The 22,805-nt window shown below is 39.5% G+C and carries 16 protein-coding genes; 7 read left to right on the top strand and 9 right to left on the bottom strand.

Translation table 11 applies throughout. The annotated features are described in order from the left end of the window. Nucleotides 1-96: 96 nt before the first annotated feature. Both B3E92_RS01515 and B3E92_RS01510 read left to right on the top strand, forming a co-directional pair. Nucleotides 97-3,303 carry a SusC/RagA family TonB-linked outer membrane protein gene (locus B3E92_RS01515; protein WP_286895051.1) on the top strand — a complete coding sequence of 1,069 codons (3,207 nt, stop codon included), beginning with the start codon at nucleotides 97-99 and terminating at the stop codon, nucleotides 3,301-3,303. Between the two features lie 16 nt (nucleotides 3,304-3,319). After that, a complete protein-coding gene (locus B3E92_RS01510; protein ID WP_286895050.1) occupies nucleotides 3,320-4,789 on the top strand; it encodes a RagB/SusD family nutrient uptake outer membrane protein in 1,470 nt (489 codons plus the stop codon). Between the two features lie 58 nt (nucleotides 4,790-4,847). Here B3E92_RS01510 and B3E92_RS01505 read toward each other — a convergent pair whose 3' ends face one another. From B3E92_RS01505 to alaS, 6 genes are all read right to left on the bottom strand, one after another. Next, nucleotides 4,848-6,266, bottom strand: a complete 1,419-nt coding sequence (locus B3E92_RS01505) for a M14 family zinc carboxypeptidase (protein ID WP_286895049.1) — start codon at nucleotides 6,264-6,266, stop codon at nucleotides 4,848-4,850. A 1-nt stretch (nucleotide 6,267) separates the two neighbouring features. Then, nucleotides 6,268-7,323, bottom strand: coding sequence for a S66 peptidase family protein (locus B3E92_RS01500; protein WP_286895048.1), 1,056 nt, complete (start codon nucleotides 7,321-7,323; stop codon nucleotides 6,268-6,270). Nucleotides 7,324-7,332: 9 nt separating this feature from the next. Further along, the gene (locus B3E92_RS01495) at nucleotides 7,333-8,670 is read right to left on the bottom strand and encodes a dihydroorotase (protein ID WP_286895047.1); all 1,338 of its coding nucleotides are present in this window, start codon (nucleotides 8,668-8,670) and stop codon (nucleotides 7,333-7,335) included. A 239-nt stretch (nucleotides 8,671-8,909) separates the two neighbouring features. After that, a complete protein-coding gene (locus B3E92_RS01490) occupies nucleotides 8,910-9,605 on the bottom strand; it encodes a response regulator transcription factor (protein ID WP_046672195.1) in 696 nt (231 codons plus the stop codon). A 103-nt stretch (nucleotides 9,606-9,708) separates the two neighbouring features. Continuing rightward, the gene (locus B3E92_RS01485) at nucleotides 9,709-10,806 is read right to left on the bottom strand and encodes a TlpA family protein disulfide reductase (RefSeq protein WP_286895045.1); all 1,098 of its coding nucleotides are present in this window, start codon (nucleotides 10,804-10,806) and stop codon (nucleotides 9,709-9,711) included. A 168-nt stretch (nucleotides 10,807-10,974) separates the two neighbouring features. Then, on the bottom strand, nucleotides 10,975-13,590 hold the full coding sequence (alaS, locus tag B3E92_RS01480; RefSeq protein WP_286895044.1) for an alanine--tRNA ligase: 2,616 nt from the start codon (nucleotides 13,588-13,590) through the stop codon (nucleotides 10,975-10,977). 422 nt (nucleotides 13,591-14,012) lie between these two features. Here alaS and B3E92_RS01475 point away from each other — a divergent pair, with 422 nt between their 5' ends. The 5 genes from B3E92_RS01475 (at nucleotide 14,013) to B3E92_RS01455 (ending at nucleotide 20,185) form a co-directional block, all read left to right on the top strand. After that, nucleotides 14,013-14,861: a universal stress protein gene (locus B3E92_RS01475; protein WP_070567245.1), complete on the top strand. Its 849-nt coding sequence runs from the start codon at nucleotides 14,013-14,015 to the stop codon at nucleotides 14,859-14,861. 10 nt (nucleotides 14,862-14,871) lie between these two features. Then, nucleotides 14,872-15,714 carry a universal stress protein gene (locus B3E92_RS01470; RefSeq protein ID WP_286895042.1) on the top strand — a complete coding sequence of 281 codons (843 nt, stop codon included), beginning with the start codon at nucleotides 14,872-14,874 and terminating at the stop codon, nucleotides 15,712-15,714. Nucleotides 15,715-15,804: 90 nt separating this feature from the next. Further along, on the top strand, nucleotides 15,805-17,148 hold the full coding sequence (locus B3E92_RS01465; protein WP_286752880.1) for an OmpA family protein: 1,344 nt from the start codon (nucleotides 15,805-15,807) through the stop codon (nucleotides 17,146-17,148). Between the two features lie 145 nt (nucleotides 17,149-17,293). Then, a complete protein-coding gene (locus tag B3E92_RS01460) occupies nucleotides 17,294-18,619 on the top strand; it encodes an OmpA family protein (protein ID WP_286895040.1) in 1,326 nt (441 codons plus the stop codon). 207 nt (nucleotides 18,620-18,826) lie between these two features. Further along, the gene (locus tag B3E92_RS01455) at nucleotides 18,827-20,185 is read left to right on the top strand and encodes a S41 family peptidase (RefSeq protein WP_286895038.1); all 1,359 of its coding nucleotides are present in this window, start codon (nucleotides 18,827-18,829) and stop codon (nucleotides 20,183-20,185) included. 5 nt (nucleotides 20,186-20,190) lie between these two features. On the opposite strand, the gene B3E92_RS01450 is transcribed toward B3E92_RS01455, so the two are convergent. From B3E92_RS01450 to B3E92_RS01440, 3 genes are all read right to left on the bottom strand, one after another. Further along, entirely contained in the window at nucleotides 20,191-20,505 is a 315-nt protein-coding gene (locus B3E92_RS01450) for a hypothetical protein (protein WP_286895037.1), read from the bottom strand. Nucleotides 20,506-20,583: 78 nt separating this feature from the next. Next, a complete protein-coding gene (locus B3E92_RS01445; protein ID WP_286841356.1) occupies nucleotides 20,584-21,387 on the bottom strand; it encodes a hypothetical protein in 804 nt (267 codons plus the stop codon). Nucleotides 21,388-21,443: 56 nt separating this feature from the next. Then, complete coding sequence (locus B3E92_RS01440; RefSeq protein WP_286752885.1) at nucleotides 21,444-22,799, bottom strand: hypothetical protein; 1,356 nt, start codon at nucleotides 22,797-22,799, stop codon at nucleotides 21,444-21,446. Between the last annotated feature and the right edge of the window lie 6 nt (nucleotides 22,800-22,805).

Here is a 22,805-nt window from a genome sequence, read left to right as displayed (position 1 = left end):
CTTAAAGAAAAGATTGCACTGAATTGCTATCGCAAGTTTGACCAACACTCGACAGCACCAAAATATTAACAACTAAATTAATCAATTCACACTTTTATGAAACAACATGTGCTCACAACGTTGTGTCTCATAGCCTGTAGTTCGATGCAGTCTTTATATGCACAACAGATCCAAATTGCTGGTAAGATAACGGACAGCAACGGAAAACCAATTAGCGGAGTTACAATAAATGTAAAAGGCGCTAGCCAAGGGACCTCAACAAACGAAAATGGTCTGTTTACCTTAAACACAAACGCCAATGCGACATTAACGATATCTGCCGTAGGTTATAGCCGACAAGAAATTCAGGTCAATGGCCGAAAAACCATTAGTATTTCACTCAGCAGTGATGAACGGGCATTGGACGAAGTGATTGTCATTGCCTATGGAACGGCTAAAAAGAGTACCTATACAGGTTCGGCAGCACAAGTAAAATCAGATGCCATTGATAAACAACCAGTCACTTCTTTTGAAAAAGCTCTTACTGGCCGTGTTGCAGGTCTGCAAATGTCAAATGGATCTGGTCAGGCAGGTGCAACTTCAGCTATACGCATTCGAGGCATAGGCTCCATGAACGCGTCGAATGAGCCACTCTATGTCATTGACGGTGTTCCAGTCATTTCGGGTAGTGTCGGACAGATGGGCGATTATATTGTCAATACCAACAACGTCATGAGCACATTAAATCCCAGCGATATCGAATCTATTTCTGTGCTTAAGGATGCTGCTGCCTCATCCCTTTATGGGTCCCGCGCGGCAAATGGTGTCATCATCATCACCACAAAAAAGGGAAAAAACGGAGATCCGAAGATCAATGTCAAGTCCTCTATTGGCATTAGTCCTTCCTGGGCAACCAAAAATAATGAACCTGCTTCGGTACAGGATCAAATCAATATGCTTTATAGTGTTTTATACGACTCTAGAATAGCAGCTGGTCAAACGGCTGAACAGGCGAATAAAAACACCTTATTCCGCTTAAATTCTTTGGACTGGAATCCAAATTCGGCAAATTACGGTAAACCAACTTCTTCTTATGGTTTTGGTATTCATGGCTATCAATTCAGCACGGATGGAACCTCACAATGGGAAAATGTACATATCTCAGGAAAAACAGATGGTGTAGAGAATCGAGATGGTCAATATTATGACTGGAACAAAACATTGTTTAGAACCGGGATATTCAACAGCAACGATATCTCGGTAAGCGGAGCAACAGAAAAAACCAATTACTACGCGTCTTTAGGGTACACCCAAGACAAAAGCAGGATTATTGAGAATAACTTCGACAGAATCAATGGTCGGATTAATTTAACGCAAAAGATTGGCAAATATCTTGAATTTGGCTCAAACGTCAACTACGCTAAAAACAAGCTTATCGGGATGAACGACACCAGGAATACAGGAACAAATTACCTGTATCAAGCGAGTAATTTATTATGGCAGATGTATTGGCCAACTGATTATAAAACAGGTAACGAATATACAGCACGTTATGGTAGTCTCGCTTATAATCCATTGTATTACAACAAGGAATGGGAAAACTCTTCGAAAACAAGCAAATTATCAGCTATAGAATCTTTATCATTAAAGCTGTTACCTGAACTTGCATTGAAGACCATTTTCTCCTATGACAGAACCGAGGTCAAAGATCATATCTATTATAGCGCTAAACATTATAACGGTATGGCAGACAATGGCCGAGTCACAGAGGTGTCTACGTCTATTGAAAAATTGGTATCATCCACAACCGCCAATTACAACAAGAGCTTTGGCTTGCATCATATCGGGTTATTAGCTGGTTTCGAAGCTGAAAAAAACACGACGGATTTTATCCGTGCTACAGGTAAAGATTTACCATCCTCATCACTTCATACAGTCGCCACTGCAGGTATATTGGATGCATCGGCTTATTCTTGGGGCAATAATATGATGTCTGTACTATCGCGGGCCGAGTACAATTATGATGAACGCTATTTTGCATCAGCATCCTTTAGAAGGGACGGTTCATCACGCTTAGCACCAGGTCCTCGTTGGGGCAACTTTTGGTCTTTAGCAGCTTCCTGGAATTTAGCCAAGGAATCTTTTATTAAACAGATCGAGGAAATCAATAACCTAAGAATTAGAGGTTCCTATGGGGTAAATGGAACATTACCTACGGATCTTTTTGCTTGGCGCAATTTAACAAGTTATTCCAACAAATATATGACGCAGCCAGGTGGTGGCCTTAATAATTTAGGCAATCCGGACGTAGCTTGGGAGAAAAATTACTCCACAAACATCGCTTTGGAATTTGGTCTGTTCCACAATAAACTATTCGGTACAATTGAATATTTTAACAGAGACTCGAAGGACCTACTACAGAACGTTCCAATCTCCACAATAACTGGTTTCGGCTCCATACTGCGAAATGTTGGTGAAATGAACAATAAAGGGATCGAGATTGAATTAGGTTCAGATATCGTTAAAAACGAAAATTGGAAATGGACATTAAGCGCAAATGCCGCAATCATCGGATCCAAAATTACAAAATTATATGGTGGACGGGATATCGTTTGGTTCGATCCCACAGGGGGAGACGATAGAGCCCGATTTATTTACCGTGAAGGAGAGTCATCCTTATCATTCTTTGGCTTGGAATGGGCAGGTACCGATCAAACCAATGGCAAAAATGTCTGGTATACAAATGATGGCACTAATGGCGACTTTATATTTAATGGAAAGGCGGCAAGTTATGACTACAAAAAAGCGAAACAAACCATCATCGGAAATGCAAATCCTAAGTTATACGGAGGTATAAACTCTGATGTTGACTATAAAAACTTTTCACTAGGATTTAATTTCGCTTATAAAATAGGCGGTAAACTTTATGACGCTACATCCAAAGATGTTGCCGACGATGGCTATTATTGGGAGCGAATTCATGCGGCTTATTTTACGGAAAACAGCTGGTCACCATCAAATACCGGAGGATCTTACCCAATGGTAACGGGAAGAGATCTGGAAGATGTTAACCAAATCAGTAGCAGGCAGCTATTTGACGCATCCTATCTTAGATTAAAAAACATTTCGTTGAGCTATAGATTACCAAATGAGTTTTTAAAGCGGGCCGGCATTTCCAATGCAAGAGTATTTTTCAATGGAAGCAATTTGTTGACTGTTTCGAAATATAAGTATATGGATCCGGAAGTCAACCAGTTTGGTACGCGCGGTTGGGAAACACCATTGGCAAAAACATACACTTTTGGTGTCGAATTTAGTTTTTAATAAAAAAAACAGTATTATGAAAAAGCTTTTTATTGCCTCGTGCATAACAATATCATTAGCAATCAGCTCTTGTAGCAACTTTCTGGATGTCACACCGACTAATATGGGTGACTCTAATTCCTCTATCCAAACTGCTGCCGACGCAAAAGTTATCATCAATGGGTTAATGAGTAAAATGGCAAACGTCGCCTACTACGGACGAAATTTCCCACTCTATGCTGATGCTAAAGGAGGAGACTTTACGATAGCATCTCAGGGTCGCGGTTATGATTATCTTTATGTTTTTAATCATTCAGCCTCTTCTAATCCTTACTCAGGTATCTGGACACAAGGATTTCATGCACTTGTGCAGATTAATAATTTTTTGACGAATATCGATAAACTAGTCGCTGCCGGTTCAACCGAAAATTTTAATACCTACAAAGGACAAGCATTGACCGCAAGAGCCCTCATCAATTTTGATCTTGTGAGGCTATATGGAAAACCCTACAATATGGATAAATCTTCCCTTGGTATTCCTAATGTGACAAAAGTCCTCGAATATAGTACGCAGGAAAAACGCATTTCTGTCGAAGAAAACTACAAACAAATTGTACAGGATCTAAAGGATGCGGAAAACATTTTGCCAAAATCTAAATCGGATGGATATTTTAACTTTTTCGCCAATAAAGCGCTTCAAGCTCGCGTGTACCTTTACATGAACGATTATGAAAACGCGCTAAAATCCGCTCAAGAAGTAATAGACTCCAAAGTTTACACATTATATAGCAATGAAAATTGGGTAAAATCCTGGACAGGTATGTTTGGAACTGAATCTATTCTAGAATTGGGTGTTTATCCGAATGAAGCTGATGCAGGGACTAGTTCACTGGGTGCGATGTTCCGCAGAAAAGGACATGGCAGTACAGCCATATTGGGAAACTTTATAGCCGCAGATCCATTCTTGGCCAAACTTAAGAAAGACGAGACAGATGTCAGATGGGGTGTTATGGCGTATGATGAAGTCGGCACCACCCATTTAGGAGCGGTTTATAAATATAGCGGTAGCACCACGCTTGCCGGTGATAAAAATTCAACAGCAAATAGTACCGCTGTCAATATTAAGGTCATCCGTTTGTCCGAAGTATATCTTATCGCTGCTGAAGCTGCTCTACTAAAATCATCTCCTGACAAGGTCCTTGCAGCAAATTACCTGAATGCAATACGCCAACGTTCTCCAAAATTAGATGTCGCGACCTCAGGCACGATTACTTTAGATATGATTGCCGATGAGAGAAGCAAAGAGCTCCTTGGAGAAGGTCATCGCTTCTTTGATATGATGCGCTGGAACAAATCGATAACTTTTGATGATGATTTAGGAAATATAAGCACAACAAATAGACAAAAAACGATCGATAGAACCTTCTTTAAAACCATTCTTCCTATTTCACTGGATGAGATGAATGCAAACCCAGCTATAGCAAATCAACAGAATACCGGCTACTAGTAGTCTCAAAAAAGAAAAAAGGTCACAGCCTAGGCTGTGACCTTTTTTCTTTTTTGAGCTATATTAAGCATTCCTGACTTATCTGATTTTTATACTGCTGTTGCCTTGGTTTTTTCAAATCGACCACCCAACCATTAACTACGGCGTAAATGATCTTACCTTCTTTCCGAAGGAAAAAATCCGCCTGAGCTCCGGGAGCTAATTGTTGTGAAAATTCTATAGCTTTTTTAGTTAATACACGAATTGGAAGGTTATGCAAAACTTCTCCCGGGATCACATTTTCAATCATAACAGCGGCATAGCCTTTTTCAAGTAATCCCATCACGATGGCATCATCTAAATCTGCCAACGAAGCAAATGGCTCCATATACATCTTGGCTGGGCCAAACTCCATTCCTGTAACATCAATATCTACATAACCATAAAAATCTTGCAGATCGCCAATATCTTCAACAATACCCTCTACGTAATAGTCTGATCCAATTGTCTTTTCATTCTGCCGGATGGCAACATCGACAAGCAATGTTTTTCCACTCCGCTCAATGGTCAAATTTCTCAGCAACACATCATGGAGCTTTTCATCATTGAAGGGAATTGCATCGTAATCGGTAATCGAATGCTGTTTAAAGGATTGGTCAGCAATTTCCTCAAATGCTTTAAACAAAGCCACGAAATTACATTTTCGGACCAGCATTTTTTCGATATCACCAACATAAGCTCCTGATTCAATTAAAATCGTCCTGGCGCCCCATTTTTGAAAATTATCACCGAAACCGCGCGGTGTATGCTCATCGTCATATTTTGCCACTGCATTTGGAACAAATTCCTGAAGGATCTTGTTTATTCCGACAATCACCCGCATCGCATCTCCCCGAGTTTTATTGATACTCCGCGCATAGTCATAAGCAGGCGCCAATAAGGAAATTGTCACTGGCGTATTTGTTCCGGGAATGTTGTAGTAATTGTTTTGGTTATGCAGGTTAAAAGCAAAATCAGGTTTTAGCAACATGGCTTGCGACTTCAATAAGGCTCCTTCCACTGTTGCTGCTGCCCTTGCATCTCTGTTCATATCCACATCCATGGCTGTCCTACGCTGAAACCTTTCGGTTCCATCAGGATTTAGCATCGGAATAAAATATAAGGTCATTTTTGATGCGATGTCATCTCTAAAGGCATCAAAACCATCATTTTTCCCGTTGAAAAAATTAAATAGATCAAACAGGGCCATTGTCGCCGTAGGTTCATCACCATGCATTTGTGACCATAAAAGTATCTTGATTGGCCCTTGTCCGTATTGTAGTCGAAAGATCAAACGATCTTCAGTGGACTTCCCAATTTCCGCTACAGTGAAACGTCCATAGCTCCTGATATTTTCTAATAACGGTAAAATATCAGCATGTTTAAATCTTCTATGCATCAAAGCCTTTTCTTCATATAAAGAAAAGGCTTTGATGAAATCAACTTTTACTAATTTCATATTAATCTTTTAATGCAGGCTCCATTAAAGCAATCGTTCCTTGCGAAGCATCTACACGGACTTTTGCTCCTACGGGCAAAATAAACTGTTCGGCAATATGCCCAACGACAGCCCCTGTATAAGCAGGTATTTTTAACGGTTTGATATAATCATTGAACAATTGGTCAAGTGTTACGGATCCATAGCCAGCAGATGGTTTGCAATTGGTGCACTTGCCAAAAATAAAGCCCTTAATTACGCCTAATATACCCGCATTTTTCAATTGACAGAACATCCGATCTACCCGTTCCATATCTTCGTCTACCTCTTCAATAAAAAGAATTTTATCTTTAAAGTCCGGCAGATAAGGTGAACCACATAATCCGGTCAATACGGTCATATTCCCACCCAACAATATTCCTTCTGCTATGCCAGGATGAATCGTTGCTATTCGGTCTTTGGTCTGTACAATGGTATCCCCCTTCAACTTGGGATTCTCAAATATCGCTGGCTGATTGGCAACAAACTGGGCTTTAAAAGCCTCTGCAAGTTTTTGGGTCCATGTACTGATACCTACTGCGCCATGAAATGTAACAAGTCCTGTTTTTGTATACAGGGCCAAAAGAAGCGCTGTTATATCTGAATAACCCAATAGAATTTTGGGATTATTGAAAATCAGTTTATAATCTAGCCGATCTAAAAGGCGCGAAGTACCCGATCCACCCCTGATACAGACAATCGCTTTGACAGTCTTATCTGCAAACATATCGTGTATGTCGGCAATACGCTCCTGATCTGTACCGGCCAAATTACCGTAGCGACTGCGAATATGTTTACCTTCTTTTACTCTAAAACCCAGTGTCTCGAATATTTCACGCGCAATGCTAATGGACTCTTCCTCATCCAATACACCTGCAGGTGTAATTAAACCTATGGTATCCCCCAATTTTAACCTCGTTGCAAGCAAAGCCGCTTGGCCGTACAACTCATTTTTGTCTCCGGTTGGCAATCCCATTCCCGATACAGGAATAGACAACATGCTTAAAGCAACCGATTTTAGAAAGGCTCTTTTTTCCATTGTTAAATACTATCGGTTGAACAACAGACGTTCACCAGCACCTTTCTCAATAAGTTGCCCATTGGAGAAAGCAAGTTTACCTGATACGAAAGTATGTTCAATCGTTGAGCTAAATGTGTGTCCCTCAAATGGTGACCAGCCACATTTTGACAGGATATTTGCTTTCGAAACCGTATAAGGTTTATTCAGATCGACCAACACAAGGTCGGCCCAATATCCCTCACGAATGTAACCTCTATCTTCGATTTGGAACAATGTAGCCGTATTGTGTGCAGATTTTTGCACCAATTGTTCCAGGGGCATTTTTCCCGCTTTGACCATATCCAACAAGGCTTGCAATGCATGCTGTACAAGAGGTCCTCCGCTTGGCGCTGAAGCATAGGGCTGCGATTTTTCCTCCATTGTATGCGGAGCATGATCTGTCGCTATCACATCGATATGCCCATCTAATAAAGCTTTTAGAATTTGGTCGCGATCATTGGCTGTTTTTACAGCTGGATTCCATTTGATAAAATTACCTTTTGAAGCATAATCCTGATCAGAAAACCAAAGGTGATGGATACAAGCTTCAGCCGTTATTTTTTTATCCTTTAATGGAATATCATGACTAAATAATGCAATTTCTTTGGCTGTTGATATATGAAGGATATGCAAGCGTGTATTATGCTTTTTTGCCAATTCGACAGCTTTCGACGAGGATAAATAGCAGGCTTCCTCAGAACGAATCAATGGATGCATCTCAATTTTCAATCCATCCTCACCATATTTTTCCTTAAATAGGGCCAGATTTGCCTTTATCGTCGCCTCGTCTTCACAATGCGTAGCCACCAAGGTCGGAGCATTCGCAAAGATCCCTTCCAACGCTTTTTCATTATCCACCAACATATTCCCTGTAGATGACCCCATAAAAACTTTGATACCACAGACATCTCTTGGATTCGTTTTAAGCACCTCCTCAAGATTATCATTAGCCGCCCCCATAAAGAATGAGTAATTGGCCAATGCATTTTTTGCTGCAATATCATATTTATCTTGAAGCAACTGCTGAGTCAACGTATTCGGGACAGTATTAGGCATTTCCATGAAGGAGGTTGTCCCACCAGCAACTGCGGCGCGGCTCTCATGCCATATATCCGCTTTATAAGTTAACCCGGGTTCTCTAAAATGAACCTGATCATCGATAAGTCCCGGTAGCAAGTGTAGCCCCTCAGCATTTATCTCCTGATCAGCAGGATGATTAATTTCCTGAGCAATCATTTCGATTCGACCATTGCTGATATATACGTCAGCAACCTCAACTTTACCTTCATTGACTAGTTGTGCAGATTTTATAAGAATAGATGACATGTTGAAATTTTTACTTTGCTTTAGGTCAAAAGTAAAGATTTGTTGCGGTGATATCAAGTCATCTCGAGAAAGAGTTCCCTATAACGATGGCAATTCCTTCACTAAATCCGCTCCTTTCTCTTATGTTAAATTGGAAACATCTGCTCCAGATTTGTCCAGATTTGGCGCAAGGCGAATCGTATAGAATCTATACTGCGGAAAGTTAATCAATAAAAAAAGAGGCCAAAGCCTCTTTTTTTTTATTCTTTATCAAATTTGTATCCCACTCCTTTTACAGTGGTTACATAATCGTCTCCTATCTTTTCACGCAGCTTGCGGATGTGAACGTCAATTGTACGGTTAGTCACAACAACAGAATCTTCCCAGATGCTCTTTAAGATCTGTTCACGCGTAAACACCTTATTCGGTTTTGAAGCCAACAAATATAATAGCTCAAACTCTTTCTTTGCAAGAACGATCTTTTGTTCCCCTTTGTAGACTAAGAAAGAATCTCGATCAATAACCAGATCGGCAATTTCAATTTTATCCTGAACGGCAGCATCTGACTCTTCGGAAGCATTTCTTCTTAAGATAGCATTGATGCGACTCATTAGCGCACGCGGTTTGATCGGCTTTGCAATATAGTCGTCTGCACCGACATGAAATCCTGCGATCTCCGAATACTCTTCGCTTCTAGCAGTCAAAAACACCATAAATGTACTTTTGAATTCAGGCATTGCGCGCATGATGCGACAAGCTTCAATTCCGTCCATCTTTGGCATCATCACATCCAAAATGATGAGGTCCGGATTTACTTGTTTGGCAACGTTGATTGCCTCTTCCCCATTTTGCGCTGTAGAGACCTGATAACCTTCACGATTTAAGTTGAATGCAATTAAATCCAAGATATCTTTTTCGTCATCAACAATTAAAATCTTTTGTTTCGAAGAACTCATTTGTCTTATTTTTTTTGCTAAATTATAAACAAAATGATAACAATCAGTTAATCTAATGTTACCAAATTATTAAGTAATATAATATTTAACAATAACAGATTGATTATTTAATTGTTTTCTTCAAAAATGCCTCCAGCTCCTCGCCGCGCAGGTTCTTTGCTATAATAATGCCGTTCGGATCGAGAATATAAGAGGTAGGCAAGGCTTTCACACGGTAATCAATCACAACTGGTGAGCTCCAAGCTTTCAAATCTGATACATGTGTCCAGGTTAACTTGTCATCTTCGATAGCACGCATCCATGAGCCAGGATTATCATCAAATGAAACGGAGAGTATATCAAAGCCTTTAGCGTGGTAAGTATTGTACAACCTAACGAGATTAGGGTTCTCCTGGCGACAAGGCATACACCATGAAGCCCAGAAATCAACCAAGGTATATTTTCCTTTAAAACTCGACAATTTTACCTCTTTGTTGGAAGGCGTAAATGAAGTCAGTTCGGGAGCAGGTTGTCCAATAGCCATTTTTTTTAGCTTTTGGGTCTCCTCCTTAAACTGTGTCACATATCTGTTCTCCGTAAATTCATTTTTTATTTTCTCTGCATAGGTAATGATTTCATTTTCGGCGACTTCGGGATCTAAGGTAGAGATCGCATAAAAACCAGCAAGATCATTGTGTTTATTAGCGAAATCGACGGCTTTTTTTGTATATGTACGCAATTCTTCCGCAAACTTTGATTTATATTCAGCACGAATCTTTTCGATCTCAGATGCTGTTGAATTTGCTGTCAGCTTAGAAAACACCGTCTGTAAGGAGTCCTGTAAATAATCGCGATAATTTCGCTCTTTGGCAAAAGGCTGTATCGTCTTTGACAATTCAGACCCATCCACTTGATAATCATTTACATCTTTATGAAGATCTGTCTTAAATGTGATCGTCTCCCCCGGAGAAGCAATCAAATCGTACCGATTTTTACCTACACGCAAGGACAACAGTCTGGATTGGCTAGCAGGTCGTACGAACTGAAATTTGTTATTATCGCCAAAAAACATTGAATCTAGCTTGGTATCACCTTCATACAATGAAATAACTTTGATATTGCCAGGATTTTCGACATTTCCAGCGATGGTAAATTGCTCTTTATTTTGGCAACCCATCATCAAACCAACGATCCCTACTGCTAAAAAAACTGCCTTTTTCATCCGTTTATTTTTATTTGTTAAGTACCTATTCCCAATTACGCAAATGGCTTTGCTCTGTTTGATTCACGCTACATGTCACAGCTTTAAGAATCGTGAAAACTATCCGATTTATTCGGATCTCCCAAGGAAGGCGCCGAATAAATCCGATGGCTTGGTATTGTATAAAATTTATTTCAAGAAATCTATTGCTCGCTCAATTGCAACCTTTAATCCAGCAGGGTTTTTACCTCCAGCTGTTGCGAAAAATGGTTGACCACCCCCGCCGCCTTGGATATCCTTAGCCAAATCACGAACAATATGACTTGCGTTCAACCCTTTTTCTTTGGCCAATTCATCTGATATGACGACGGTCAAACTCGGTTTACCTTCAAACTCAGCACCAATGACCAAAAACAAGTTGTTAACAGCTCCCTTTACCGCATACGCCAAAGTTTTTACAGCTTCGGCATTGGGCAGATCAACAATTGTGGACAAGAAGTTTATAGATCCAACTTGTTGAATCTTCGCTTCCAGATCTGACTTCAATGCCAAGGATTTTTCTGTAATGCTCTTCTCGACTTCTTTCTTCAAAGCGCCATTTTCGTCGATGATTTTACCTAATGCAGAAACGAAATCCTTTGGATTATTCATAAGCTCTTTCAGGTGATGCACCAATTCGAAATGCTCACGGATAACTGAAGCTGAACGAGTGCCGGTAATTGCTTCAATACGACGTACGCCTGCTGCGACAGCAGATTCAGAAACAATTTTGAAAAACCCGATTTGACCAGTTGCTTTGACATGCGTACCACCACACAATTCTTTAGAATATTGATCTTCAAAGGTGATCACACGAACAAAATCGCCATACTTTTCACCAAATAGTGCTGTTACACCAGAATCTAATGCCTGTTGATAAGGGACATTACGTTCCTCTTTCAACGGAATATTTTCACGAATTTTAGCATTGACAATATCTTCAACTTGTTTAATCTCTTCGTCAGTCATTTTCGCAAAATGAGAGATGTCAAAGCGTAAAATATCGGCGTTGACCAATGATCCCTTTTGATTCACATGGCTTCCTAGCACCTGTTTTAGCGCAGCATGTAATAAATGGGTCGCCGAGTGATTGTTTTCAGTATCGATTCTTTTGGATTTATCGACCTGAGCAACAAATGTTCCTTTCAATTCTAATGGCAATTTGTTTGTAAAATGTACAAATAGACCATTTTCCTTTTTTGTATCCGTGATATAAATCTTCTCGCCCGTTTCCTCGGAAACCAATTCTCCAGAGTCACCAACCTGGCCACCACCCTCAGCATAAAAAGGACTGACAGAAAGCACCAATTGGAATTGTTCTTTATTTTTTGCTACAACCTTACGGTATTTAATAACCTCTGTAACGGCAGTTAATGTGTCGTAGCCTACGAATTCAAATCCCTCATCATCATTTACCACAACCCAATCACCTGTATCTATAGCAGTGGCAGCACGAGAACGATCCTTTTGAATTTGAAGTGCTTGGTTGAAACCTTCCATATCAACCGTTAACCCTTTCTCCCGGGCCAATAATTCAGTTAAGTCGATCGGAAATCCGTAAGTATCATAAAGCTCGAAAGCAAAATCTCCATTAATTACGCTGTGGTCCTCTACATAATTTTCAAATCGTTGGACCCCCGTAGACAATGTTCTTAGGAAAGAAACTTCTTCCTCTAAGATTACCTTCTGTACAAAATCCTGCTGTTGAATCAGTTCGTCGAATACACCGGCAAACTGTGATGCCAAGACAGGGACGAGTTCATTAATAAAAGGAGTCTTAAAACCTAAAAATGTATAAGCATAACGCACCGCGCGACGTAAAATACGACGGATCACATAACCAGCTTTATTGTTAGATGGCAATTGACCATCGGCAATTGCAAAACTAACCGCACGAATGTGATCAGACACTACACGCATAGCAATATCAGACTTTTCATCTATACCGTATTTTATGCCTGATTTCCCAGAAATAAAATCAATGGTAGGTGTAAATACATCCGTATCATAATTAGATGTCTTTCCCTGGATGCATCGCACCAGACGCTCAAAGCCCATTCCCGTATCAACATGTTTAGCTGGGAGCGACTGAAGTGAACCATCTTTCAAGCGATTAAACTGCATAAAAACAAGATTCCAGATCTCAATTACCTGAGGGTGGTCGGCATTGACCAAACTCTGTCCTGAAGTTTGTGTACGCTCTTCTGCACTGCGCATATCGAAATGAATTTCGGAACAAGGCCCACAAGGCCCAGTCTCTCCCATTTCCCAGAAATTATCTTTTTTGTTACCAAGGAGAATTCTATCTTCGTCAATCCATTCCTTCCAGAAATCGAAAGCTTCCATATCACGTTCTAAACCTTCTTTTGCATCCCCTTCGAAAATGGTTACATATAAACGATCTTTGCCTAACTTATATACTTCTGTCAACAGCTCCCAGGCCCAAGCAATAGCTTCTTTCTTAAAGTAATCACCAAAGCTCCAATTTCCTAACATCTCAAACAATGTATGGTGGTAGGTATCAATCCCGACTTCTTCCAAATCATTGTGTTTGCCGGAAACGCGCAAACAGCGTTGTGTATCGGCAACACGCGGAAATTTGATGGGTGCTTCACCAAGAAACAAATCTTTGAATTGATTCATCCCCGCATTGGTAAACATTAATGTAGGGTCATTTTTTACAACTACTGGTGCTGAAGGTACTATCTGATGCCCTTTACTTTTAAAAAAGTCCAAAAAGGCTTGACGAATTTCTCTACTTGTCATTTAATTATCTAAAAATATGTGCAAACTTACTCAAAATTGGTAGGTTATGCAATGTAGAATTCCATATATTGACCTTGAAACGACCGTTTTCTCTAAACGAGAAAAACTCCAATATTGACTTTTCAAACAAAAAAATCAGGAGATAACATACAGACAGTTAGAGCACAGGTATTTTATAGGTGACAAAAATCACAAACTGACATTAAATACAACATTTTAAAAGCGTTATTCGTTATTCATATTTGTCTAAAGCTCGTCAAATTCAACATGTAAAACAACAAAAACTATTTGACTTAAGGTCATCCACAATTACATTTGTTTTATTACATTTGATAGTAAAATAGGGAATCTAGTACACTTTCGCGCACATTCCCTAAAGGCAAAATAAATAAGATTAGATTTTGTAGATTAAATTCCTTCTAATGAAAAAAAACATTCTACTACCGGTAGATTTTTCGGCTCATTCTAATAATGCTGTAGATTACGCAGTGGACCTTGCCCTCGAAAAGGGGTATTCACTCCATCTTTACCACAATTATACTTCAGCTTCTGCAGTATTTGAGGAGGAAAACAGCCGTAATGAGGCTGATTCTCCAACATTCAAAGCTGATATCCTTATTAAAAATCTGGCAGAATCAATAAAATTAAAACATCCCACGCTTGAAATAACAACACAATGTGAGCGCGGTATGATTACAGAAACACTACCCGAGCTCGCCACTCCTAATCGATTTGATTTTGTCATCATGGGAACTAAAGGCATCACCAATGACGACAGCCAGCTAATTGGCAGCACAACCTATGTTATTAGCAAAAAAGCCAAAATACCTGTCTTGGCCATTCCAACTGAAGCATCCTTTACCCCTATTGACAAAGTTGGCTTACTGTCTAATTTTAAAGAAGAAGAGGTACAAACCGTACAGGATTTTGTCAACATTATCGGCAAGGATTTTGAATTAAAATTGATGCATGTTCACTACGATCATTCCTCAGAAAACAGAATCGAAGACAAGCTTGAAGTATGGAAATATAAGATCAAAAAATATATCGGCGTGACCAATATTGCTATCGAAGTCGATTCAATACAGGGTGATATTGAGGACCTCGATACCGTTCCGGAAGTCATTAATGAGATGATCCATGAGGAAAAGATCAAAATATTATTGGTGACACGATCGAGAAAATCGTTCTTTGAACGTGTCTTCACGCGTTCAGTTGCAAAAGCACTATTTAGTCATCCGTTAGTTCCAATATTTTTCACTAAAGCATAACCTTATAGCCATGTCTAAACTATTAATACCTGTAGATTATTCCGAAAACGCACGAGTTGCCGCATTTTATGCCGCTCAAATCGCAGTGACAACAAACGATGAGATTACACTCTTTCATTCGTTCACTTCACATATCAACAAATTTGCAAATGCGAAGCATTTAGTAGACCCTACCGAGGGAGAAGCCCGCCATCAGATGGAAAAACTTGTAGCTGAACTTCTACAGGAATATCCTTCGCTTAAAATTTCTACCTTATTTGCTAACGGTATTTTAGCGGAAACACTGGATAAACAAGAGATAAAAGAGGTCTATCAAACGGTGATTATGGGTACAAAAGGCGTGACTGGACTTGAATCTGTATTGATTGGAAGCAATACATATGATGTCATAAAAGAGTCGAAGATCCCTGTTTTAGCCATCCCGAAAAACGCGATAAAATTGAAAAATGACAACATTGCGTTATTGACAAATTTCAAACCCGGTGAACTTGAGGTCCTCAAACAAGCCATACCATTGTACGGAAAAAACTTCCACTTACAGCTTATCCATATCAATAAAAACGAACTAGAAATCAACACATTAGGTAAAAAACTTGAAAATTGGATTGAACAGATCATTGCTGAAACCGGTATCGAGGATATTTCCTATATTATCAAGTCGCCAAGTTATTTTGCGGGTTCCCGAGAGAATATTGCAAACGGTATTCATACCATTATCCGGGATGAAGATGTCGATGTTATTTTGATCACAAAAAGCAGGAAAACTTTTTTCCAAAACATTTTTACTGAAAATATTGTTAAGCATCTGGCTTTTGAAATTGAGGTGCCAAACTTTTTTGGACGTGTAGAGTAACCAAATAATTTTTGGCAAATTTATTGCAAGAGTGTTCAGTGAGTTAATTTAACAACAGTATTATAGTAGATAATTTTACAAACACGCATTATGAAAATTAGCCTTAAAAAATCAGGATTACTTGTTGCGGCAGGAATTCTATCAACCGCATCCTTTGCACAAAGCACAAAAGAAGCATCAATCGAAGGCACAACTCCGTTAGGCTCGGCAACACAATATAGAACTTGGTCTATCGGTGTAGGAGCCGGTGTAACAAGCTTGCAGAATATCGCTAAGTTTAACAATGGTGGTTATGATAAACTGGATTGGAATTTAGGATATAGTGCTTATATCAAGAAACAAATCTCGCCATCTTTCGGATTGAAGGCTACATATTTTGGTGGAAAGACAGCTGGATATGATAACGGTGACAAGCAAACTGGCTTTGAAACCAAAACACCGTGGTCTGTTGCGCTATCGGGTGAGTTCCTGGCAGCTAATACCAACTGGAGATTCTTCAATAGTTTTATTAAGCCTTATGCATCGATTGGTGTCGGGGTAATGAATGCTGAAACTGCAGCAATCGCTGGTGGAAACAGAGGCGAATACGGGGATTCTTATTCTAAAATCTTTGTACCAGCAGATTTTGGTTTAAAATTCGCTGTTGCCAAAGGTATCAACTTTGAATTGGGATACCAATTGAATTGGGCGAACCAACGATTTGACAATCGCTACAATACAACACCACCACAACAATATAAAAATGACTTATTCACCTACGCGCATGCCGGGCTAGAGTTTGCATTGGGCAACAGTAGCAAACCTGCATTGAATAATTCAAATCCTGTCGCAACCCTTGTGAATGATTACACGGTTAAATACGATGATTTGAAAGCTCAAAACGATGCATTGAATGCTAAAAATCAAGCGTTGCAAGGTCAATTGGATGGCTTAAACAATGATCTAAAAGATGATGACGGCGACGGTGTTGCCAACAAATATGATAAATGCCCGGGCACCCCTTCAGGTGTTCAGGTTGATGGATCAGGATGTCCAATTGTTGTGAAAAACGAGACCAAAGTCGTAGAAAAAGTCGTGGTTACTGAAGCAGACAGAAAAGTTGTTGCTGAAGCAATTAAGAACCTGGAATTCGATTTAGGTAAAGCAACTATTCGCTCTACTTCGTTTGCAACATTGAATAAAGTTGCTGCATTATTGATTGAGAAGAATTTCAGTTTGAAACTTGCAGGTCACACCGACAATACAGGCTCACGTGAATTAAATATGCGTCTATCAAAAGAGCGTGCAGAGTCAGTAAAAGCATATTTGGTATCTCAGGGTGCTAATGCGTCGCGTATCGAGGCAACTGGATATGGTCCAGACCAACCAATCGCATCCAATAAAAATGCAGCGGGTCGTCAACAAAATCGTCGGGTTGAATTTACACTTTATTAATAACTAACAAATTACACTAATAAAAAGGTGTTTTTAAACAGAAACACCTTTTTATTTACCAAATGTCATATTTCAACTACAAACCTATAGCGAATTTAATTTTTAACTTATTACTTTTGCATCGGTTTATACAAACGCAAATTATATGAAACTAAAATTACAATTAGCACTTGCTTTAGCATCTGCGGGTTTATTTGCAAATTCTGCAATTGCTCAAAATGCGAAGGTATCATCCATTGAAGGAACTACACCATTTGGCCCTGTTACACAATACAGAACATGGTCCATCGGAATCGGTGCGGGGGTGACTAACCAAACTAATATTGCTGGTTTTAACCGTGCAAATTATGAGGATTTGGCTTGGAACCTGGGTTACAGTGCCTATATCAAGAAACAAATCTCTCCTTCTTTTGGCATTAAAGCGAGCTACTTTGGCGGTAAAACAGGTGGCGCATTTAAAGATGGTACACAATCTTTTGAAGCGAAAACACCTTGGTCAGCTGCATTGTCTGGGGAGTTCCAAGCGGCGAATACCAATTGGAGATTCTTTAACAGTTTTATCAAACCTTATGCGTCAATTGGTGTTGGTGTCATGAATAGCAAAACAACGTTGACGACAGGTTCTACTTCTCAAGAAGCTGACGGTATTTCTAAGATATATGTACCATTGGATATGGGACTTAAATTTGCTGTTGCCAAAGGAATCAACTTTGAGCTTGGATACCAATTAAACTGGGTTAACCAAAACTTCGATGGTATTCGAGGCGGCCAATATAAAAACGATCTATTTACTTACATTCATGGTGGCTTAGAGTTTGCATTGGGCAGCAGCAGCAAACCTGCATTGAACAATTCAAACCCTGTCGCTACTTTAGTGAATGACTATACGGTAAAATATGATGATCTTAAGGCGCAAAATGATGCTTTAAATGCTAAAAACCAAGCGCTACAAAATCAATTGGATGGTCTAAACAGTGACTTGAAAGATGATGATGGCGATGGTGTAGCGAACAAGTATGACAAATGCCCAGGCACACCTTCAGGTGTACAAGTAGACGGTGCAGGTTGTCCAATCGTTGTGAAAAACGAAACTAGAGTGGTTGAAAAGGTTGTTGTGACAGAAGCTGACCGAAAAGTCGTTGCAGATGCCATTAAAAACTTGGAATTCGATTTAGGAAAAGCAACAATACGTTCTACATCTTACGCGACGTTGAATAAAGTAGCCGAACTGTTAATCGAGAAAAACTTCAGCTTAAAACTAGCTGGACACACCGATAACACAGGTTCTCGTGAATTGAACATGCGTTTATCAAAAGAACGCGCTGAATCGGTGAAAGCGTATCTTGTATCACAAGGTGCTAATGCATCACGTATTGAAGCTACGGGATATGGTCCTGACCAACCTATCGCATCAAACAAAACCGCTGATGGTCGTCAACAAAACCGTCGCGTAGAGTTCACGCTTTATTAATCGATATTCTTCGATCTATAATAAACCAAAGGCATCACTTCACCGTGATGCCTTTTTTAATTCTACCCTGTATAAAATTCTCATTCTTTGACACGGTATAAGCTATAAAAGCCCCCCTATTTAAAGCAATTAAACATTTGAACAACAAAAAGATAACACAAGTATCACCAACATAATACCTATTTTTATTTTAGTAAAATTTTAAAAATGCGTAAATCAAAAATTATTGTTTTAGCTTTTTTTTCATCGTTTCTGTTCTCATGCGAGAAAGATCCTCCACTTAACGAACCAGGCTCAAATGCAACCATTAACCGATGGACATTGGACCAGATGAAGCACTATTACTACTGGAACGATAAAATTGGATCAACTGAGGGCTACCAACAAAAGCCGGATTTGTTTTTCAAAAGCATCTTATACCCTGAAGATCATTTTTCAACCATCTTACAAACCCTAAATAGTGATACCTATGGAAATACGCTAACAAATACTTTTGGCTTCGATATGGTTCAATTACACAATCAGTCGGGATCTATTCAATTAGTAACCCAAGTAGTTCCTTTTAGTGAGGCAGACTTAGCAGGACTTCAAAGAGGAGACAGTCTAACCCATATGAATTCGACATTAATGGATCAGATGAACTTCCAATCACTATTAAACAAATCATTACGTTTACCAACGATCCAAGTAAAACGACTTGACGGTAAAGTATTCAACCTTCCATCGTCGTACATCTCACAGCCGGTTGTCTATACATCAAAAGTCATTTCATCTTCTCCCAACGTCGGTTACATTTTTATAAGCCAATTTGATTTCAGCGGAGCCTATTCCTTATTAGAAGTAATAAAAGATTTCAAATCAAAACATGTAACGGAATTGATTGTCGATCTTCGATATAATCCAGGTGGTCAAGTCGCCTTTGCCGCATTCTGCGCATTATTAATGGCGGATATTAAAGAAAACGATATTTTTGCCAAATATCGAGGAAACAAAAATCTTAAACCTATTGAAGAAACGTTTGAAGCAACGCTACAGAGACAGCCAGATGGCTATTCCTTTATCGCTAGCGAAGTACTAAAACAAGGTTTACAACTAAAAAGAATCTTTATCCTGACCGGACCGAACACGGCTTCCGCATCCGAAATGATGATTAATGGATTAAATCCATACCTAAAAATTGTTCAGGTTGGTGCCAGAACCTATGGTAAAGATATGGCTTCAACAACCATTTCCACTCCCGAAGAGATCCACGGTAATGAGCGTTCATGGCATTTGATCCCTATGATCTATAAAATCTACAATACTATAGGGCAAGGAGATTATGGCAATGGAATTACTCCGCAGAAGGTGACGGATGAGTTTGCCTATTTACCTTTAACTCCAATAGGTGACCGTAGAGATCCGTTAATACAGGAAGCCTTGAAAATAATCAATACTAAAAGCGCGCGCACCAAAAGCACTGCTCTTACATATGAAAAAATGAATGCCTTAAGTCCAAAATATATAGGCAGCAGCTATCAGACAATACCTATTGAAGTAAGTATACAGGATAAGTCAAAAAAATAGTTTCATCAATGCGCACAGGAGTTTAACGAATTAATCACCATCCGAAGATCAGCCCCTGTTTGCCCATTTTTGGCTAATTTGCGAAGAGGGCGAGACAAGATTTCAGAACGAATGCACCGTTCTTTCGTTTCATATTCCTGCACGATGCCTTTCAGCTGCTGCAACAGTTCCAAATATTGCCGATAAAGTTCATTCAGCTCCGCCATTTCATTCCGTAAGGCGAGCGGCGCAGCGGCGTCAATGGACTGATCTACACCTCCCTGAATTTTCAGGGAGACAGCAAATAAATTACGATGTTTTATAGCATTGATGCCTTTCATAGTGACTCTTCTTTTGAATTAATGGCTTACCATTTATGGAAGTATTGATGGGTGCCTGTGTTTGTTTTGTAATGAGTTTTATTTCTGTAACCAGATATTATCCAAACCATAGCCTATACCTCCAATTTCTGAGAATGCATCAACATCAAAAAATGCATCGGGTTCTTTTTGAACGAGATACACAATACCAATGTCTACCGAAAAATTAAAAAACAAAAAGACTTTTTGTCCATCTATAAGGATCGGTTTTAAATCCTTATCCAATACTTGCGCCTTTGGCACAAAAGTAGCGTCAATCGGTATTTTGATAAATTCTTCGGGAATTTTATCTGATATCAAGTCGGTAATCAGGATTGGATTTTCGTCATACTTGACCATATCCATTCCCCAACTTTCATCATAGACAGGCTTACCTTGATAAACTGCCAATCGAATTGGCTCACCATTAGGTGAAATTGTTTTATTATAATTTAAGATCTTTACTTGTCTCACACCCGGAATCGATTCGACATCATCTCCTAATGGATTTGGCCCGACAACGAGTGACGGATCAATGGGACTTTTACTATGTACACCAAAGGTATTCAATCCCGATTTGAGAGGAAGCCGTTGCTCTAGGATGACCTGATCATTGTTATTATATGCGACGACCGATGAAGAATCGGCATCTTTATTTCGGATAAAAATAAAATTAGCATCGCTTGGATTAGCAACTTTTCCATCTATCGTTACTCTTTTTACATCCACTGACGTCGTGCTATAGGATCTAAAAGCAATCCGGGCCAGTTCTTCAGTTTCTACAATAAGTTCACCTTTTTGACAGGAAGGCAATAGCGATCCAATCCAAAGAGCTATCAAACAGCAAAATAAATTTTTAATCATATATAAAGGATAAAGAAGTGAGCCATTGTATGGCTCACTCAATTAAATAATCAATATTAATAAGTTTTTGGAGCAAATTGAGTCCAGTTCGCAGTCCAAGGAGCAGTTGTCGGATGGAATGCACCTTTATAAGTAGTACTTCCATCACCATATGCAGGAGAAGTTGACAATGGTCTTAAAAAAGCAGGATTAAATGTAGATGTTGTTGGATAAAAAATATTTCCAGCTCCTGCTAAATTCAAATATGTCGTTGCATCTGTTGACACATTTGTTTGGTTTCCTGTTGGTGTAGCACCACTGAATGCCGCAGTATAAGCATGTACAACATTCCCTGTAAAAGTACCTGTTGCACCATCCTGAAATGCAGCACCTGTTCCATAACCAGCGATAATCGAATTTTGAATATCGTACTGTGAAGCTCTTCTCCAACGGTTACCAAATTTCAGTTTTGTAGCAGCTACAGTAGCATCCTTAATTCCCAAGAATGTAAAATTTTTCAATACTGGGCGAGTCTTAGGTGTCGCTGCATATGGCGCTGTACCTTCGTTATCCGACTCCAAACCGTTTGAATCCGAGCTACCACTTGATGTGCTATTGGTTGAATTAGGATCCTTTAATGATAAGGCATACTGAATTGTTCCGGTGTATCCATGATCGAAATCAAAGTCATCATCGTCATTCGACAAGGCTACCAGGTACTTCGCATTTACAGTACCCCCAAAAAACTCAAACGCATCATCTTTACCCCAAGATACCTGAATATTTTCCAAGGTAGTACCAGTACCCACACCGCCCAAGGTTAGTCCGTTAATCTCATTATCAGCAGTTAAGTTATAACCAGCAAATTCAATACGCACATATTTCAATGAACCTGAATTATCCGCAGCATTTGTACCACCATAAGTAACATCTACACCCACAGGTTGAGGAATTCCTTCGATTCTCCGTGTGGCAGCTTGATTGGTAGTTGCGCTACCCAGCAATACGACCCCTCCGAAATCACCAGGGTTACGAGATCCTGCCGCATTTGGAGAAGTGAATACGATTGGTGCGGACGCAGTACCGTTAGCGATCAATTTCGCTGTTTTAGGAACAACCAAAACGCCTTTGATATTTTGTGTTATTCCGGTGATTTGGTCATTATATGCTTTAGTTAAACCAGAAGTAATATAAGTACCAGCTTGAATCGTCAATGTCGCACCGGGTTTTACAAAAGCAACTCCGTCAATTTTCCATACGGTATCTGCAGAAAGCGTAGTTTTAGTAATAATACCGGCAGCATCAGTTGGGATCGTTGCCTGAGGTTTGTTTGGCAAACCAGCATTCAAATCTGAATTAGGTCCTACGTTGTCTTTGTTACAAGAAGCCAATGCGATTGCGCATACGCTCGCTACTGTTAAGATTTTTTTCATTTTGTG

Source organism: Sphingobacterium sp. UBA6317 (assembly GCF_002440385.1).
Lineage (GTDB): Bacteria > Bacteroidota > Bacteroidia > Sphingobacteriales > Sphingobacteriaceae > Sphingobacterium > Sphingobacterium multivorum.
This window is presented reverse-complemented; position numbering and strand designations above follow the sequence as displayed.